Raw genomic sequence first — 17,437 nt, forward strand, 5'->3', positions numbered from 1 at the left:
AGGCGCTCAGTCCGGATCGACGCGCAGCACACTGCCCTCGCCGGTGGCGGAGACGTAGAGCGCGCCCTCCGGGCCCACCGCGACCCCCGCGAACTGCCGTGGCACGCCCGGCAGGCCGTGACTGAACAACGCGGGCGGCTCTCGGGTGGCCCCCGCCGGAAGTCCCAGCGCGAGGTCGTCCACCGCGATCCCGCGCTCGCCGGTGTCCGGGTCGATCGCCAGCACCCGCCGCCGTCCGCTCTCCACCACCAGCAGCTCGCCGTCGCGGATCGTGAGGCCCTGCGGTGCGTCCAGTCCGTCCACGACGGACACCGGGGTGCCGTCGTCGATCCGCAGCACGGCCCCGAGGTCCTCGTCGCTGACGTACCAGCGCTGCCGGGTGTCTACTGCGACATCGACCGGGCGGCTGAGCCCGTTGGCGACCACTCGCACGTCCTCGGCGGTGCCGCCGCCGAGCGCCACGACGCGCCCTGCTCCGGACTCGGCCACCAGCAGCGTGCCGTCGGGGCGCACCGCGAGACCGCACGGCGCGGCCAGCCCACGCGCCCGGACCGTGACCTCGCCGCTGCGCGGGTCGTAGGTCGACACGTCGCCGTACTGGGACGTGACGTGCACCAGCTCCCCGTCGGCCACGACACCGTGGCTGAACAGGAACAGCTCCCGCGTGCTCACCGCGTCGCCGTCGACACTGGCGAGGCGGTAGTGGTCGGCGGTGAACACGGTGCCGGCGCGGTCGACGGCGACGCCGTAGGGCCCGCCGAGCCCCTGCGGCACGACCTGGCGGGTGCGGCCGTCCTCGTGCAGCTCGGCGATCCCGCCGCTGGCGAAGCTGGACACGAACATGCGGTTGTCGTCGTCGAACGCGGCGTTGTCGAGGCCCACCACGCCGCTTTCCACCACCGAGCGCCGTCCGCTGTCGAGCTCGATGCGCGTCACGAACCCGGCGGCGCCCCGCGACAGCACGAGCAGCACGCCGCCCCTGTCGAACCGCACCGCGACCGGTTCGTGCACCTCGCCGGCCACCAGTTCGGGCTCGCCGCCGTCGGGCGAGACCCGGAAGACCTGTCCCGTCAGCATGTGCGGGTAGTAGAGGAACCCGTCAGGGCCCAGCTGCATCGCGTTGCCCATCGCGAGCCCGTCCGCGAGCACCACGGGCTTGGCGTCCTGGTCCCGCGGGAACAGTTCCAGCACGCGGCCGTCCATGCGCATCTCGTTGACGAACAGCCGCTCGCCCGCGCACGCGATGCCGTTGGGCAGCGCCACATCGCCGGAGACGAGCGTGTACTCGCCGCCGGGATCGCGCCGCCACACCCGGCCGGGCACGAGGTCGGTGATGTACATCGACCCGTCGGGGCCGAACGCCAGGTCGTCTGGCGAGGCGACCGGCCCGTCGGCGGGCACCACGACCTCGACGTCGCCCGAGGCCACGTCCACGGCGCTGATCTGCCCGGCCAGGAACTGCGCCACGTAGAGCCTGCCGTCGGGGCCGAACGCCACGCCGTTGGAGCCCCACAGGCGGCTCGGCGGGGTCAGCCGGGTCACGCCGTCGCCGCCGCGCGGCCGGACGGGACCGAACCGGCTGGGCCGGACGGGATCAGTCGGCATCGGCGAACACCTCGTCCATGCCGCCGTCCTCGCGCCACCGGCGCAGCAGTTCGTGGAACACCACGGGCCCGTCACCGAACGACTGCCGACGACGTCTCGGCCCGCCCTCGTTGTTGTAGTAGCCCGGCGTGCACTCGTCGAGGAACGTCTCCAGGTCGGGCGACTTCTGTTCGATCGTGCGGACCCAGGCCGCCTCGGCCTCGACGCTCGGCTCGACCCGCGTGGCCCCGCGCTTGCGGGCCTCGGTGACCACACCGGCGACGTGGATCGCCTGCTCGTCGAGGATGTGCACGAAGTTGACGGAGCTGGCGTTCTGCAGCGGGCCGAGGTGGAACAGGTTCGGGAAACCGTTGCTGTAGAAGCCGTGCAGGGTCTTCGGGCCCTCGCGCCACGACGCCAGCAGCGGCAGCCCGTCGCGTCCGCGCACCGGCACGCGCCCGGTGAGCACGTCGGACTTCCCGACATCGAAACCGGTGGCGAAGATGATGCAGTCCACGGGGTACTCCTGCTCGCCGACCACCACCGACGTCTCGGTGACGCGCTCGATGCCGCCGTGGTCGGCGGTGTCGACCAGCGTGACGCCGGGCCGGTTGAACGCCTGCAGGTACGAGTCGCTGAACGTCGGCCGCTTGCACGGGTAGCGGTACCAGGGCTTGAGCAGCTCCGCCGTCTCCGGGTCGTCCACGACGTCGTCCACGCGGGTGCGCAGCGCGTTCATCTTGTGGAAGTCCGCGATCTCCTCGAGACGTTCCCGTTCCTCGGCTGGCACGTCGTCGTAGGCGTTGGTCGGCACGAGGCTGTGCAGCAGCCGCGCGCTGCCCGTCCAGGCGTCGGACACGAGGTCGGTGTCCACCTCGCTGCCCGTGAGCACCGCGAGGAAGTTCTCCCTGCGCCGCCACTGCCAGCCCGGCTCCAGGGACGCGGCCCACTCCGGGTCGGTGCGCCGGTTGTCCCGGACATCCACAGTGGACGGTGTGCGCTGGAAGACGTAGAGCTGCTCGGCGGCCTCGGCCAGGTGCGGCACCACCTGGATCGCGGTGGCGCCCGTGCCCACGAGCGCCACGCGCTTGCCGGCCAGCCCGGTGAGTCCGCCCTCCGCGGATCCGCCCGTGTAGTCGTAGTCCCAGCGGCTGGTGTGGAACGTGTGCCCGGCGAAGGTCTCGATGCCGGGGATGCCCGGTAGCTTGGGCCGGTCGAGTGTGCCGCTGGAGACCACCACGTAGCGCGCGCGGATGCGGTCGCCGCGGTCGGTGTGCACGACCCATTCCCGCTCGTCCCACGTCAGTTCGGTGACGCCGGTCTGGAAGCACGCGTCGCGGTAGAGGTCGTAGTGCCTGCCGATCGCGCGGGCGTGCTCGCGGATCTCCTCGCCGGGCGAGTACCGCCACTCGGGCACGTAGCCGACCTCTTCGAGCAGGGGCAGGTAGACGTAGGACTCGATGTCGCAGTGGATGCCGGGGTAGCGGTTCCAGTACCAGGTGCCGCCGAAGTCGCCGCCCTTCTCGATCACCCGGATGCTCTCGACGCCTGCCTCGCGCAGGCGCGCGCCGGTGAGCAGCCCGCCGAACCCGCCGCCCACGACCACCACCTCGACGCGGTCGCTCAGCGGCTCCCTGTCGAACTCCGGGTCGGCGTGCGGATCGTCGGCGTAGTAACCGAAAGCGCCCTCGGGAGCCCGGTACTGCGCGGCGCCCTCGGGCCGGACGCGACGGTCGCGTTCCGCGCGGTACCGCGCGCGCAGTGCGTCGGGGTCGAAGTCGGGGACGGGCGGAGGTTCCGGTGTCGACATGGGCACCCTTCTACGCTCACTTAAATCAACTGATTGATTTAACCGTAGCAGTGCGCGGTGAGAGGATCACCAACAGAGTCCGACAGATGTCGGCTTAAGGCCGTGACCACGGTCACATCCAACGCTGTCGCATTCGCGGCGGCTGCTCCGTCAGGGCTGTGTAGACCACGTAGACCGTGCACGACGACGGAGGAGATCGACATGGAAGCCCGGTTGAACCTGTTCGGCAACAAGATCGCGGGCAAGTACCTGCGCCACCTCAACGCCGCGAACGCGGCGGTGTCGGAGTCGGGGCTGCCCGTAGCGACACAGGAACTGGTCAAGGTGCGCGCCAGCCAGATCAACGGCTGCGGTTTCTGCACCGACATGCACACCAAGGAGGCCGTGCACGCCGGTGAGACCCCGCAGCGGCTGTACCTGGTCGCCGCCTGGCGCGAGGCCACGGTCTTCACCGAGGCCGAGCGCGCCGCGCTCGAGCTGACCGAGCAGGGCACCCGCATCGCCGACGCCGCCGGTGGCGTCAGCGACGAGGCCTGGGAACTGGCCGCCAAGCACTACGACGAGGACCAGCTCGCCGCGCTCGTGGCCCTGATCGCCTCGATCAACGCCTACAACCGGCTGAACGTGCTGATCCAGCAGCCCGCGGGCGACTACCGGGTCGGCCAGTTCGGCTAGCGGCCCCGGGACTCGACGAGCCGCACCGGGCCGAGCAGACCCGACGGCATCGGCTCCCACTGCTCGGGCGGGGTGGTGCGCCAGCGCAGGTAGTAGTTCGCCTGCAGCTCACCCCGCCGGGCGAGGTCCCGCACGCGGTTGGCCGCGAGGTTGGTGACGTCGAGCTCGAGGACGTTGCGGCCCGCCCGCAACAGGTCTCCCACCGGCAGCCGGAACGGCAGCGCCCATGCCGTGCCGAGGTCGTGGCCGTTGAGCCGCACCCGGGCGCACTCCCTGACATCGCCCAGGTCGAGCTCCCAGGTGCGGTGAGCGTCCGCAGTGGACAGTTCGAACGACGTGCCGTAGCTTCCGGTGCCGGAGAAGTTCGTCTCGGCCTCGCCCAGGTCGGTCCACGACACCAGCTCGGTCAGCGTGCGCTCGGCGGGCAGCGCGGGTCCGCCCTCGCGGAACCGCAGGGTCCACGGCCCCTCGATCGCCCGCTGCCTGCCGCTGGGCGCGAACACGGGGCTCACCGGGTCGGCGAGCCTGCGCCGCGCGAACGTCCGCAGGATCAGCGACTCGCCGGGATCCAGTGCGACCCGCACGTGCAGGCGGCCTCGCGACCATCGCGTCCTGGCTCGACCGTGGGTGTCGCGCAGCGCGTCGAGCGCGCCGACCGACACCGCGGGCGTGCCGAGCGGGAACCAATCGTCGACGCGCTCGGCCGTGGCGTTGACGAGGAAGTAGTGCCTGCCCTCGTCGTGGGTCCGGCGCAGCACGCGCAGTCCGGAGTCCGCGATCGGCTCGCGGCGCGCGTCTGTGGTGTTCAGCGCGTCGTCGACCGAGACGCCCGCCTCGGTCACCACGATCCGGCCGCGGCCGACGCGGTAGGAGCCCCGCCCGGACGGCCTGCGCCGCAGCGCGTCGGTCAGCTCGGTGAGCCGCGCGCGCCGCGCGTCCAGGTCGGCCAGGCCGGGAACGTCGGACGGAAGTTCTCCGGCGAACACCACCGTGGCCCCGTCGGCGGCGAGGTCGTGCAGCCGCTCCAGGGTCTCCACCGGCATCAGCCGCGTGCCGGGCACCAGCACCACGGCGTAGTGGCCGTGGTCGTTGCGCACCCCCGAGCGCGAGCCGCGGAAACCGGCGAGCTGGCGGTCGGACACCCAGTCGAACTGCCAGCCGCGGCGCTCCAGTTCCCGCGCCACGGCACCGGCGCCGCTCGGGTGGTCGTACATCCACTCGGTGCCCTGCCACGTGAAGTCCGGGGTCAGCTCGGGGTCCTCGGCCCCGTCGCCGAGTCCGCCGTCGGTCTCGGCCCACAGATCGTGCTGCGAGAAGTAGACGAGCACGTCGTTGTCGTGCTCGCCGCTCTGCAGCACGGACTGGCAGCGGGTGAGGTAGCCGGTGAGCTCGGGAAGATCGCCCCACAACGGGTTGGCGGGCTGCAGTTCCGTGGCCGCGTAGAAGGCCAGGCCCGGCCACGGCGCGTCCTCGGGGGAGTAGGCGGTGCCGTGGAAGACGACGTGGTTGATGCCCGCTGTGAAGAGCAGGTCCAGCGTCGGCTTGGCCTGCGACAGCGAGACGTGGAAGTGCTCGTCGCGCCACGTGAGGCTCTCGGCGCCGACGAGCCGTTTGCCCAGTACGTGCGCGGGCGACGACGCGCACCGCCACACCAGCGACACCGGCGGCTCGGCCGGGCCCGCGCCCTCGCGCAGGCCGGGAATCGGCAGGATCTGACCACCGAGGAACTCGGTCTCGGGGATGTCGGCGGCGCCGTAGACGTCGAGCAGGTGCGCGGGGGAGCCGTGCGCCTGGTTGCGGGTCTGCCAGCCTCGTGCCTCGCTCCACTCGGTCCAGGGCTGGGCGAAGCGTTCCAGGAACAGGTCCGAGAACGTCTCGCGGACGTCGGAGAGCACCCGCGAGCGGGTGTCCTCGGTGCCCGCGTCGCCGAAGACCTCGGGCAGGTGCGGCACCAGGTCGTAGCCGCGCAGCCGCGCGAACTCGGCGACCGCGTCGCGCGTCCAGTCGGTGCGTTCCAGCTCGAACGAGTCGTGGAACAGCGCGCGGATGCCGCGCGGGCCCTCGCCGAGCGCGGTGCCGAAGTTCTCCAGGTGGTGCTGGATCGACTCGGCGTCGAAGTAGTTGGCCATGAGCCCCTTGCCGCCGGGGCCTGCCCGCTCGACGCGTTTGAGCACGAGGCCGCTGAACACCGCGGTCAGCTGCCAGTGCCCGGCCGGGGCCGTCCAGTCGAGCGTGCCGTCCGCGCCGACGCGCGCGGTGAGGTCGACAGTGTCGCCGCCGGTCTTCTCCGTCGCGACGAGTGCCACGAGCGGGGGTTCGGGCAGCGGGTCCATCGGCGGTCGCAGGTCGGGCCGCGACAGCAGTTCCTCGTCGAGCAGGTCCGGGTGCGGTGGCTGCGTGGTCCGGACCGGAGCCGGAAGTCGTTGCCCCTCACCGAGTTCCCAGAACTCCGTGAGCGCGCGGCCGGCGCTGAGTTCCGGCGAGATCCACGGCCCGCCGAACGTCCAGCCGGAGCCGGTGGTCAGGTCCACGCCCAGTCCGTGCTCGCCGGCGTGGCGGGTGGTGGCGTCGAGCGCGGCGAGCCAGTCGTCGCCGAGGTAGGTGAGCACGCGGTCCTCGTAGCCCTGTGCCTCGTAGATCGGCTGGATCTCGACGCCACCGAAGCCGACATCGGCGAACTGCCGCAGGTGCCGCGCGAGCCCGTCCTCGGTGACCGCGCTGCCCAGCCACCACCAGCGGGTCCACGGCCGCGTCTCGGCGGTGAACGGCGACCAGCCAAGCGCGCCCCGGGGCGCCGTCGCGGCGACCGGCCGGGTGGCGGCGGTTCCCGTGCCCACCCTGGCCACGGCGACGGACACCGCCAGCGCGGCCGAACCACGGAGCACATCACGTCGGCGCATCTGCACACTCCTCATCGAGTCCGAGATCGAACGTCCGAGCGCGACGAGGTTCCACTGTGGCCGCTCTCGGACAGAGATAATCCTTGGGGCGCGGGGCTAGTCGACGGTGGAGAGACGTCGATCCGGAAAGGACACGGGTGAGGCCACTGCGCCTGTCCCTTCGTCGCCGTCGACCGTGAAGCGACTTTTTGAATCGTTTCACTCAGGTTGGCAACCATGTTTGCCCGAGCGCGAGTGCGCTGTCAAGCCTGGAGTGCGCGCGCCACCGGGTCAGCGCAACGCCGGACCGCGCCGCGGCAGAGGGTGGCCGAGCAGGGCCAGGTACTCGCCGACGCGGGTGGCGGCGTGCAACATCGCCAGGCCCTGTGCGGTCAGTTTCGCTTGCCAGCTCCCCAAAGCGTCCGCCAGCGCCTCGGTGCCGCCCGCGGTGCGGATCTGCTCGACGACGCCGGCGATGTGCTCCAGCAGGTACCCGCCGCGGCGCAGCAGGTGCGCGAGCTCGGCGTCGCGGACGTCGACCGCGTGATAGCGGCGGTAGCCTGCCTGGTCGCGCTCGGGAGTGAGCACGCCGTGGCTCTCCCAGTTGCGCAGTGTCGCCGGGGTGACGCGCAGCCTGCGGGCGAGCTCGCCGACGCTCAACGGCCCTCCCGCCGGTTCCGCCGCGGTGCGGGGCTGTTCGGTCAGGTGGCCGACGGCCAGACGGACCGCGTCGAGCGTCTCGCGGTCGCGCAGCAGCTGGCTGTGCCCGCGGTCGATGACCGTGAGCACCTCGTCGAGCGCGCCACCGTTGAGCGCGGTCATGATCTCGCCGCCCACCGCGTAGCCGTAGGCGGGCAGCAGCGCGAGGTAGGCGCGCAGCGCGGCCACGTGCACCTCGGTGTACATCCGGTAGCCGCTCGCGGTGCGCTCGGCCGCGGGCAGGAACCCGTCGCGCTCGTAGTTGCGCACCGCCTGGGTCGAGATGCCGTGCTCGCGGGCGAGGTCGGTCGGTCGCAAGGTCTTCACCGGTTTGAGACTTTACCGCACGTCTACTGACGTGTTCTCGGAGCAAGTTTCAACGTGGATGTCAACGATACGATCGAGCCACATGAGTCAGGACCTGCGACACCTCTCGGCCACCCCGGGCGACCTGCTCGCCTTCGGGGAACCCGCCCACGCGGAACCCGCCTTCGGCTGGATCCGCAACGAGCTCTTCCTCGGACTCGCCGGGTGCGGCTTCCGTTCGATCGTGCTGGAGACCGATCGCGTCGCCGCATTCATGGTGGACGACTACGTCCGCCACGGCCAGGGTGATCTGGACACGGTGCTGCGCCACGGTTTCTCCCACGGCTTCGGACAGGCGGAGAGCAACCGGCAGCTCGTCTGCCGGATGCGCGAGTACAACCGGTGCCGCCCGGCCGGGCGGCGGCTGGCCTTCCACGGCTTCGATGCCCCGACGGACCTGGCGAGCGCGCCCAGCCCGCTGCGCTACCTCGAGCACGCCCGCGCCTACCTCGGCGAGGAGCTGGACCTCGCTGCCCTCGCCGGCGACGACGAGCGGTGGAGCCGCCAGGAGGCGGTGCCGAACGCGGCGGACTCGGTCGGCGCCACACCCGAGGCGTCGAGGTTGCGCGTGCTCGCCGACGACCTGCTCACCGCGCTGCACACCCGCGCGCCGGAGCTGATCGCGGCGACCTCCCGCGCCGACTGGTTGCGGGCCAGGACCCACCTGAACGCCGGGATCGGGTTGCTGCGCTACCACCGGACCTCGGCCGAGCCGGGGGAGCAGGGCGCGCGGCTGTCGCGCCAGTCGGCCGTTCGGGACGCGCTCATGGCCCGGAACCTGCTCGAGCTCGCCGAGTTCGAGGCGCGCCGGGGGCCGGCACTGGTGTTCGCGCACAACCTGCACCTGCAGCGCAACCGCAGCTCCTGGCGGCTCGGGGATCTCGACGTCTCCTGGAACGGCGCGGGTTCGATCGTCGCGCCACTGCTGGGGCAGCGCTACACGTTCGTCGCGGGCAGCCTCGGCCGCAGCGACGCGCTGGGCCTCGGCGAGCCGGCCGCCGACACCTACGAGGGCAGGCTCCAGCACCGCGACGGCGGCTGGAACCTCGTGGCGGAGACCGCCGTCGGCCCCGCGCGCACCCGCACCGACCTCGACCCCGGCCAGGGCTATGTCCCGCTCGACGACGCGACCGTCGCCGGAGCCGACGCGCTGCTGCACGTGCCCGACGGAGCCGCCGTCGCGGCGCGCGAGCGTGTCACGATGAGGTGAGGGAGGCGATGACGATGACGCACCCGGCCGGAGAACCGTTCGCGGCCCGCCCGCCGACCAGTCACGAGCGGATGACGGGCCTGCACTGGGACGCCTCGTATCGCGATGGCCCCGCGCCGTGGGACATCGGCGCTCCGCAGCCCGCCTTCGTGCGTCTCGCGCCCGGGCTCACGGGTCCGGTGCTCGACGCGGGGTGCGGCACCGGAGAGAACGCGCTGCTCGTCGCCTCGCGGGGACTGACCGTGCTGGGCGTCGACGTCGCCGAGACGGCGCTGGCGATGGCCCGGGAGAAGGCGCGAGCCCGCGGCGTCGACGCCGAGTTCGCCGTCGCGGACGCGCTGCGCCTGGACCTCCTGGGCCGCCGGTTCGCGACGGTGCTGGACTGCGGGCTGCTGCACACTTTCGACGGCGTCGAGCGGCCCCGCTACGCGGCGAGCCTGGCGTCGGTGACCGGCCCCGGTGCGACGGTGTACGTGCTGTGCTTCAGCGACGCGGGCCCGGGCACCGGCCCGCACCCCGTGCGCGAGGACGACGTGCGGGCCGCGTTCGGCACCGGGGACTGGCACGTCGCCGCCGTCGAACGCGAGCGGATCCGCACCCGGTTCCACGACGAGGACGGCGCCCCGGCCTGGCTCGCGACGATCACCCGGACCCAGGCGGGGTTCTGGGCAGCACGCGGTCGAGGACCAGCCGGGCGCTGATCAGCGGGTCGAGCATCCGCTGCCTGCCGTGCCGGGACATCGTGGAGATGCGGCCGGCGAGCTCCGGCAGCCGGGTGTGGGACCCGTGCCGGATCGCGTCCGCCGCGAGCAGGGTCGCGAGCGGGTGGCCGTCCAGCGCGCTGTGCCCGAGGTCGTCGATCGGCAGCAGCACCGCGTCCGGGACGAGCTCCACCACCTGCTCGGCCACACTGCGCGGCGTGCGCAGGTCCCGTTCGCCCGAGACGGCCACGGTCGGCCAGGTGAAGTGGGGCAGTGCGGCGGGCAGGTCGACGGCGTCGCCCTCGTAGAGCGGGAAGTCGCCCTGCCGCGCGGCCCGCGACCGGCTCAGGTCCAGGGGCCCGCCGTCGGAGGCGGTGCCGTGACCCAGTTCGCGGTAGGCGATGGCGCCCACGAGATCGAACTCCATCACGTAGGGCACGGGCGTGGTCAGTTCGGACTCGCCGCTCTGGGCGATCCAGCGCCAGGTGCGCCCGCCCCGGCCGTCGCGCACCGCGCCGAGCAGCCGGTCCAGTAGCGCGAGCCCGCCGAACTCGTAGGTCACCTGGACGACCCGCGCCGCCTCGCCGGCTGGCACCAGCCCGTTCTCGACCAGGAACCGCACCGTGCGCGCGGACTCCCGGGTGCGCTCGTCGTCGCCGTCCCAGAACAGCCTGCGGATGGTGGCCGTGGCCACGGCTTCCGTGCTCGCTCCCAGCGTCGGTGAGTCGAGCACCATCCCGGCCACGTGCTCGGGATGCCGGGCACCGAAGGCGGCCGCCAGGTACGAGCCGTACGAACTGCCGTGGACGATCGCCTGGCGCACGCCGCAGTCGTCCAGCACGGCGGCCATGTCGTCGAGGACGGCGTCGACGGACAGCTCGGCCCACGGAAGGTCCACACCGGACACGTCGCGCCGGGAGAAGCCCACGCCGCGGTGCTCCATCATCAGCACGTCCAGCCCGCGGGCGGTGGCGAGGTCGCGGAACTGCTCGTAGGGCAGCACCGACGCGAGGCCGGGGCCACCGGGCAGCACGAACACCGGTGGTCCGTCGCCGCTGCCGGTGCGCACGTAGGTCAGGTCGAACGCGCCGTGGCCGAGTGGCCTCCGGATGCGGTGCAGGTCGCCCCGCGCGGCCCGCTTCTGCGCGGCGAGGTGAAACCCCGCGTACTGATCCCCCACAGGTTCCTCGCTCCCGTCGACGGCCGCACCGCGACGGTACCACGGGCGAGCGTCGTCCATTGTGGACTAATGGGGCCGCTGGCCCCTGCCCGCTCGACGTGTGACCCAGAAGACTGCACGAGCTGTCACATTCCTGGTCGCCGCGTAGTCCTCACAGTGTGGGCACCAGAACGGGAGAGACGCCATGAAGCGGATCCTGATCGTCGGCGGTGGGTACGCGGGGTTCTACGCCGCGTGGAAACTGGAGCGGCGGCTCCGGCCGGGTGAGGCCGAGCTGACCGTCGTCGACCCCCGCCCCTACCTGACCTACCAGCCCTTTCTGCCAGAGGTTGTCGCGGGCTCCGTCGAGGCCAGGCACGCCGCGGTGTCGCATCGCAGGCACCTGCGCCGCACCCGGCTCGTCTCCGGCTGGGTGACGGTGATCGACCACGAGCACCGCAGGGTCACGGTGCAACCGGCCGAGGGCACCGAGTTCGAGCTCGGCTACGACGTCATCGTGGTCACCGCGGGCGCGGTGACCCGCAAGTTCCCGGTGCCCGGCATCGCCGAGGAGGCGATCGGCCTCAAACACGTCGAGGAGGCCGTGGCGATCCGCGACCGGTTGCTGACCGCGTTCGACCGGGCGGCCGTGCTGCCACCAGGGCCGATGCGGCAGCGGCTGCTCACCGTCACGGTCGTCGGCGGCGGGTTCTCGGGCGTCGAGGGCTTCGGCGAGGCACTCTCGCTCGCCCACGCCCTGGTGCGCCGCTACCCCGAGATCCGGCGAGACGAGGTGCGCTTCCACCTCGTGGAGGCGGGCGAGCGGATCCTGCCCGAGGTCACCGACCGGCCGGGCCGCTGGGTGGTCGAGTCGCTGCGGTGCCGCGGCGCCCGCGTGCACCTGCGCACCACGGTCACCTCCGCCGTCGACGGGCACGTCGTGCTCTCGACCGGCGAGGAGTTCGACTCGGAGCTCATCGTGTGGACCGCGGGCAACGCGGCCAACCCCGTCGTCGACAAGCACACGGACCTGCCCGTCGACGAGCACGGCCACATCGTGGTGCGCCCCGACCTGCGCGTGGGCACCGAGGCCGAGCCCGTCGCCGACGCCTGGGCCGCGGGCGACGACGCCGCCGTGCCCGACCTCGTCGCGCCCGCGGCCGGCACCCGGACGGTGCCCAACGCGCAGCACGCGTTCCGCCAGGGCAAGCTGCTCGCTCGCAACATCGTGGCCAGCCTGCGCGGGCGCGAACCCGAGCCGTACGTACACCGCAGCCTCGGCGCCATCGCCACGCTCGGCATCGGGCACGGAATCTTCCAGTACCGGCGGATCGTGATCACGGGGGTGCTCGCGTGGCTGATGCACCGCGGCTATCACGTGCTCGCCGTGCCGACCTGGGAACGCAAGGTCCGCGTGCTCGTCGTCTGGCTCACCGCCGGGCTCTTCGGCCGCGACGTCGTGTCGCTGGCCTCGGTGGAGCACCCGCGCGACGCGTTCGTCTCCGGTGGCGCCCCGCGACCGGCCGCACCACCCGTTCCACCCATCCCACCCGCTCCAACCAGCAGACCCAGTACGGAAGGGGACCAGCCATGAGGATCGTCGTCATCGGTGGCACCGGCCTGATCGGCTCGCAGGTCGTCACGTGGCTGCGCGAGCACGGCCACGACGTGGTGCCCGCCTCACCGGGAACCGGCGTGAACACCGTCACCGGTGACGGCGTGCGGGAGGCCCTGCGCGGTACACAGGTGGTGGTGGACGTGTCGAACTCGCCGTCCTTCGCCGCGGACGAGGTCATGGCGTTCTTCCGCACCTCCACCACCACGCTGATCGAGGCCGCGAAGGAGGCCGGTGTGGGCCACTACGTCGCGTTGTCGGTGGTGGGCACCGACCGCCTGCCCGAGTCCGGCTACTTCCGCGCGAAGGTGGCGCAGGAACGACTGATCACCGACTCCGGCCTGCCCTACTCTCTGGTGCACGCCACCCAGTTCTTCGAGTTCGCGGGCGGCATCGCCGATACGTCCACACAGGACAGCGCCGTGCGGCTGCCCGGTGCCGGGGTGCGGCCGGTCGCCTCCGCCGAGGTCGCCGCGACCGTCGCCCGCGTCGCGGCCGGGCCGCCGCTCGACGGCACGCTCGAGGTGGCCGGGCCCGAGGAGCTCGGGCTCGACGAGTGGATCCGCACCGTGCTCGCCGCGCGCTCCGACCCGCGCGAGGTCGTCACCGATCCGGCCGCCGGGTACTTCGGCGCGCCCGTGCGACGGGACAGCCTGCTGCCCGCACCCGGCGCCGAGATCGCGAGCACCCGCCTCGCCGACTGGCTTGCACTCGACGTACGTTGACCGAAGGAGTACCGATGACCCATCCCGAGAAGCAGCTCGCCACCTCCGTGCTCGTGATCGGCACGGGCGGAGCCGGGTTGCGGGCCGCCATCGAGCTGGCCGAACGCGGCGTGGACACGCTCGTGCTCGGCAAGCGGCCCCGTTCCGACGCCCACACCACGCTCGCCGCGGGCGGCATCAACGCGGCACTGTCCACGATGGACGTCGAGGACAGCTGGCAGCAGCACGCCGCCGACACCATCAAGGAGAGCTATCTGCTCGCCCATCCCGACATCGTGCGGACCGTGGCCGAGCAGGGCGCGCGCGGCATCGGCGACCTCGAGCGCTGGGGGATGCCCTTCGCGCGGGAGGACGACGGCCGCATCTCGCAGCGCTTCTTCGGTGCGCACACCTACCGGCGCACCGCGTTCGCGGGCGACTACACCGGGCTGGAGATCCAGCGGACGCTGGTGAACAGGGCCGCGCAGCTCAAGGTCCCTGTGCTCGACACGTGTTACGTCACCAGGATCCTCGTGCGCGACAACGTGGTCTTCGGCGCCTATGGCTTCGACCTCGAGACCGGGCAGCGCTACGTGATCCACGCCGACGCGGTGGTGCTGGCCGCGGGCGGGCACACCCGCATCTGGCGGCGCACGTCGTCGCGGCGAGACGAGAACACCGGCGACTCGTTCCGGCTCGCCGTGCTCGCGGGCGGGCGCATCCGCGACCCCGAGCTGGTGCAGTTCCACCCGTCGGGCCTGATCGAGCCCGAGAACGCGGCGGGCACGCTCGTGTCCGAGGCCGCCAGGGGAGAGGGCGGAATCCTGCGCAACGCCGACGGGGAGCGGTTCATGGCCCGCTACGACCCCGAACGGCTCGAACTGTCCACCCGAGACCGTGTCGCGCTCGCCGCCTTCACCGAGATCAAGGAGGGCAGGGGAACCCCGCGCGGCGGCGTCTGGCTCGACGTGTCGCACCTGCCGCGCGAGACGATCATGAGCAGGCTGCCGCGGGTCTACCAGACGCTGCTGGAACTGCAGATGCTCGACATCACCCGCGAGCCGATCGAGATCGCGCCCACCGCGCACTACTCGATGGGCGGCGTGTGGGTGCGGCCCGAGGACCACGGCACCGGTGTCGACGGCCTCTACGCCATCGGCGAGGCCTCCAGCGGGCTGCACGGCGCCAACCGCCTCGGCGGCAACTCGCTGATCGAGCTGCTGGTGTACGGCAGGATCGTCGGCGAGGACGCGGCGCGCTACTCGGCGGAGCTGCCCGCCCAGCGCCGGTCGCGGGAGGCGCTGGCCGAGGCCCGTGCGGAGGTGGACGAGCTGCTCGCCGCCGATGGCCCGGAGAACGTGCGCGCCCTGCAACGGGCCGTGCGCGACACGATGACCGAGCACGCGGGCGTGGTGCGCGACGAGACCGGACTGCGCAAGGGGCTGGCCGAGCTCGACGAGCTCGAGGAACGCATCACCCAGGTCGGCGTGCACCCCGACCTGGCGGGCTACGGCGACCTGGCACACGCCTTCGACCTCAAGGCCTCCGCGCTCGCGGCCCGCGCCACGCTCGAGGCGGCGCTGGCGCGCACGGAGACCCGGGGCTGCCACAACCGCGCCGACTTCCCGGAACTCGACCCGGCACAGCGCGTGAACCTCGTGTGGGCGGGCCCCGGCCGGATCGAACGGGAGGAGCTGCCCCCGGTGCCCGACGAGATCACCGCGCTCATGCGGGAGGTCTCGTCGGAGGGCAAGCTCGTCGAGTAGCAGGGCGGGCCCGGTGCGCCTCGGCATGGAGGCGCACCGGGCGCTCAGCTCACCACGTCACCGGCAGTTCGTACACGCCGTAGACCGCGCCGTCGTGCTTGAACGGGATCTCATCCAGCTCCGTCGCCGCGCGCAGGGTCGGGATCCGGCGGTAGAGCGTGCTGTAGACGACCTGCAGCTCCAGCCGGGCCAGTGACTGGCCGAGGCACTGGTGCACGCCGAAGCCGAACGCGATGTGCCGCCTGGCGTCGCGGCCGACGTCGAGCCGGTCCGGGTCGGCGAAGACCTCCGGGTCCCGGTTGCCGATGTCGTTGGCCAGGATGATGCCCTCGCCCGCCTTGATCGTCTCGCCCGCGATCTCGATGTCCTCGGTGGCGACGCGGCGGCGGCCGTTGTGGGTGATGTTGAGGTAGCGCAGCAGCTCCTCGACCGCCGTGCTCACCAGCTTCTCGTCGTCGGTGTCGCGCAGGCGGGCCAGCTGCTCGGGGTGCTCCAGCAGTGCGAGGGTGCCGAGCGCGATCATGTTCGCCGTGGTCTCGTGCCCGGCGACGAGCAGCAGCACGCCCATCTGTGCCGCCTCCGCCCGGGTCAGCTCGCCCGCCTCGACGCGGGAGGCCAGCCCGGAGAGCAGGTCGTCGCCCGGCTCGGTGAGCTTGGCTCCCACCAGCTCGTCCAGGTAGGCGGCGAGCGCGCCGATCGCGGCCTGGCGCTGTTCGACAGCGGTGGTCTGCCGGATCATGACCTTGCTGTTGTCCTGGAAGAAGTCGTGGTCGGAGTAGGGGACCCCGAGCAGCTCGCAGATCACCAGCGACGGCACCGGCAGCGCGAACGCCTCCACGAGGTCCACCGGCTTCGGCCCGGCGAGCATCTCGTCGATGAGGTCGTCGACGATCTTCTGGATGGCGGGCCGCATCGCGGCGACCCGCCGGACCGCGAACGGCGCGGTGACCATGCGCCGCAGCCGGGCGTGCTCCGGATCGTCCATCAGGATGAAGCTGATCTTCGAGCCCTCGCCGGTGACCGGCGCCGGGCTGGGGTAGCCGGGCCTGCGGATGTCCGAGCTCACCCGGGGATCGGCCATCAGCGCCCGTTGTTCGGCGTAGCGGGTCACCAGCCACGGTGTCCTGCCGTCCCATAGCCGGACCCGGGCCAGCGGACCCTCCTCCTGCTTGGCCTTGGCCTCGGGTGGTGGGTCGAACGGGCAGCGCGCCGCCCTGGGCATGGGGAACTCGGGTGCGTCGGCCTCGGCGCTGTGCGTGGTGGTCACGGTCGGCTCCAATCGGGACGGTCTACAACGGACTCAGGCGTCGCCGAGCGTGATCGCGCCGGCGGGGCAGAGGTCGGCCGCCTCCCGCACCGTCGCCCGCAGTCCGTCCGTCGGCTCCGCGTCCAGCAGGACGACGATGCCGTCGTCCTCGCGCTGGTCGAAGACCTCGGGCGCCACCATTGCGCAGGACCCCGCGCCGCAGCACCTGTCCTCGTCGACAACGACCTTCATCCTCGGTTCTCCTTCGTTCGTGGTGGGTCCGCGCGTCAGTCGCGGGAGACGACGGGGGCGTGCCAGAGCCCCACGATCGCGTCGATGAGGCCGTCGGCGGCCTCGTGCCAGCTCGCCCGGGGGGTGGGCGTGCCGTCGGCGATGGCACGTTCGCGCTCGGCGACGAGGTGCACCATCAGCTGCCTGGCCATGTCGCCGCGCTCCATGCGCACCTCGACCGGCAGTTCGGGAAGGCAGCGGTTGAGCCCGTCCAGTGTTCGCACCAGGGGCGGGGAGGTCAGCGACTCGGCCGCCATGGTCTCGCGCAGCGTCGGGTCGGTCATCACCTGCGCGCCGAAGCGGGCGAACCACGTGGGCGGGCCCAGGTCGGCGAGGTGCTCGGTGGAGGGACGCACGAGACAGGCCACCCAGTCGCGGGTGTCCGTGGAGTCGCCGCTCTCGTCGACCAGTCGTGCACGGATACGTTCGATCTCGTCGCTGTGCCTGCGCACGATGGCGCGCACCAGGTCGGCCTTGGTGCCGAAGTGGTAGTTCACCGCGGCGTTGTTGCCCTGACCCGCGGCCTCGCTGATCTGGCGGTTGGACACGGCGAACACCCCGTGCTCGGCGAACAGCCGCTCCGCCGCGGTGAGGATCGCCTCGCGGGTGGCGCTGACCCGGTCGGCGCGCGCCGTTCCGCCCGGCACGCTCACCACCTCGCCGGGACCGTGCGTGGTCCGTCCGGCACGGCGAACGGACTGCTCGGCACCGTCGCGGTGCGGGTCTCGCTCA

Annotated in this window: 14 protein-coding genes; 6 read left to right on the forward strand and 8 right to left on the reverse strand. The window is 72.3% G+C overall.

Annotation, left to right across the window (positions count from 1 at the left end; genetic code table 11):
* Window positions 1-6: 6 nt before the first annotated feature.
* Window positions 7-1,605: an NHL repeat-containing protein gene (locus JHE00_RS32320; RefSeq protein ID WP_230425411.1), complete on the reverse strand. Its 1,599-nt coding sequence runs from the start codon at window positions 1,603-1,605 to the stop codon at window positions 7-9.
* Window positions 1,595-3,394, reverse strand: coding sequence for a flavin-containing monooxygenase (locus JHE00_RS32325; protein WP_200325582.1), 1,800 nt, complete (start codon window positions 3,392-3,394; stop codon window positions 1,595-1,597). Before JHE00_RS32325 ends, JHE00_RS32320 begins: the two co-directional genes overlap by 11 nt.
* Window positions 3,395-3,595: 201 nt before the next feature.
* Between JHE00_RS32325 and JHE00_RS32330 the strand changes: the two genes are divergently transcribed.
* Window positions 3,596-4,069, forward strand: coding sequence for a carboxymuconolactone decarboxylase family protein (locus tag JHE00_RS32330; RefSeq protein ID WP_200325584.1), 474 nt, complete (start codon window positions 3,596-3,598; stop codon window positions 4,067-4,069).
* On the opposite strand, the gene JHE00_RS32335 is transcribed toward JHE00_RS32330, so the two are convergent.
* Window positions 4,066-6,969, reverse strand: coding sequence for a glycosyl hydrolase (locus tag JHE00_RS32335; protein ID WP_200325586.1), 2,904 nt, complete (start codon window positions 6,967-6,969; stop codon window positions 4,066-4,068). The two genes, JHE00_RS32330 and JHE00_RS32335, sit on opposite strands and share 4 nt — an antisense overlap.
* Window positions 6,970-7,239: 270 nt before the next feature.
* Window positions 7,240-7,974 carry a TioE family transcriptional regulator gene (locus JHE00_RS32340; RefSeq protein ID WP_200325588.1) on the reverse strand — a complete coding sequence of 245 codons (735 nt, stop codon included), beginning with the start codon at window positions 7,972-7,974 and terminating at the stop codon, window positions 7,240-7,242.
* 82 nt (window positions 7,975-8,056) lie between these two features.
* Here JHE00_RS32340 and JHE00_RS32345 point away from each other — a divergent pair, with 82 nt between their 5' ends.
* Window positions 8,057-9,223: an erythromycin esterase family protein gene (locus JHE00_RS32345; RefSeq protein WP_200325590.1), complete on the forward strand. Its 1,167-nt coding sequence runs from the start codon at window positions 8,057-8,059 to the stop codon at window positions 9,221-9,223.
* An 8-nt stretch (window positions 9,224-9,231) separates the two neighbouring features.
* A complete protein-coding gene (locus tag JHE00_RS32350; protein WP_230425412.1) occupies window positions 9,232-9,924 on the forward strand; it encodes a class I SAM-dependent methyltransferase in 693 nt (230 codons plus the stop codon).
* Here the strand turns inward: JHE00_RS32350 and JHE00_RS32355 are convergent.
* Window positions 9,866-11,104, reverse strand: a complete 1,239-nt coding sequence (locus JHE00_RS32355) for an alpha/beta hydrolase (protein ID WP_200325592.1) — start codon at window positions 11,102-11,104, stop codon at window positions 9,866-9,868. The genes JHE00_RS32350 and JHE00_RS32355 overlap by 59 nt on opposite strands.
* A gap of 184 nt (window positions 11,105-11,288) precedes the next feature.
* On the opposite strand from JHE00_RS32355, the gene JHE00_RS32360 reads away from it, so the two are divergent.
* From JHE00_RS32360 to JHE00_RS32370, 3 genes are read left to right on the forward strand one after another with little or no spacing between them, the layout of a single operon-like run.
* The gene (locus JHE00_RS32360) at window positions 11,289-12,677 is read left to right on the forward strand and encodes an NAD(P)/FAD-dependent oxidoreductase (RefSeq protein WP_200325594.1); all 1,389 of its coding nucleotides are present in this window, start codon (window positions 11,289-11,291) and stop codon (window positions 12,675-12,677) included.
* Window positions 12,674-13,423 (forward strand): SDR family oxidoreductase, encoded by a 750-nt coding sequence (locus JHE00_RS32365; protein ID WP_200325596.1) that lies wholly within the window; start codon window positions 12,674-12,676, stop codon window positions 13,421-13,423. The genes JHE00_RS32360 and JHE00_RS32365 overlap by 4 nt, the downstream gene beginning before the upstream one ends.
* A gap of 14 nt (window positions 13,424-13,437) precedes the next feature.
* Window positions 13,438-15,168 carry an L-aspartate oxidase gene (locus JHE00_RS32370; RefSeq protein WP_200325598.1) on the forward strand — a complete coding sequence of 577 codons (1,731 nt, stop codon included), beginning with the start codon at window positions 13,438-13,440 and terminating at the stop codon, window positions 15,166-15,168.
* Between the two features lie 49 nt (window positions 15,169-15,217).
* Here JHE00_RS32370 and JHE00_RS32375 read toward each other — a convergent pair whose 3' ends face one another.
* From JHE00_RS32375 to JHE00_RS32385, 3 genes are all read right to left on the reverse strand, one after another.
* Window positions 15,218-16,390 (reverse strand): cytochrome P450, encoded by a 1,173-nt coding sequence (locus tag JHE00_RS32375; protein WP_200325746.1) that lies wholly within the window; start codon window positions 16,388-16,390, stop codon window positions 15,218-15,220.
* A gap of 78 nt (window positions 16,391-16,468) precedes the next feature.
* The gene (locus tag JHE00_RS32380) at window positions 16,469-16,666 is read right to left on the reverse strand and encodes a ferredoxin (RefSeq protein WP_200325600.1); all 198 of its coding nucleotides are present in this window, start codon (window positions 16,664-16,666) and stop codon (window positions 16,469-16,471) included.
* A 35-nt stretch (window positions 16,667-16,701) separates the two neighbouring features.
* A complete protein-coding gene (locus tag JHE00_RS32385; protein ID WP_200325602.1) occupies window positions 16,702-17,352 on the reverse strand; it encodes a TetR/AcrR family transcriptional regulator in 651 nt (216 codons plus the stop codon).
* Window positions 17,353-17,437: the final 85 nt, after the last annotated feature.

The organism is Prauserella cavernicola, from assembly GCF_016595675.1.
Classification (GTDB): domain Bacteria; phylum Actinomycetota; class Actinomycetes; order Mycobacteriales; family Pseudonocardiaceae; genus Prauserella_A; species Prauserella_A cavernicola.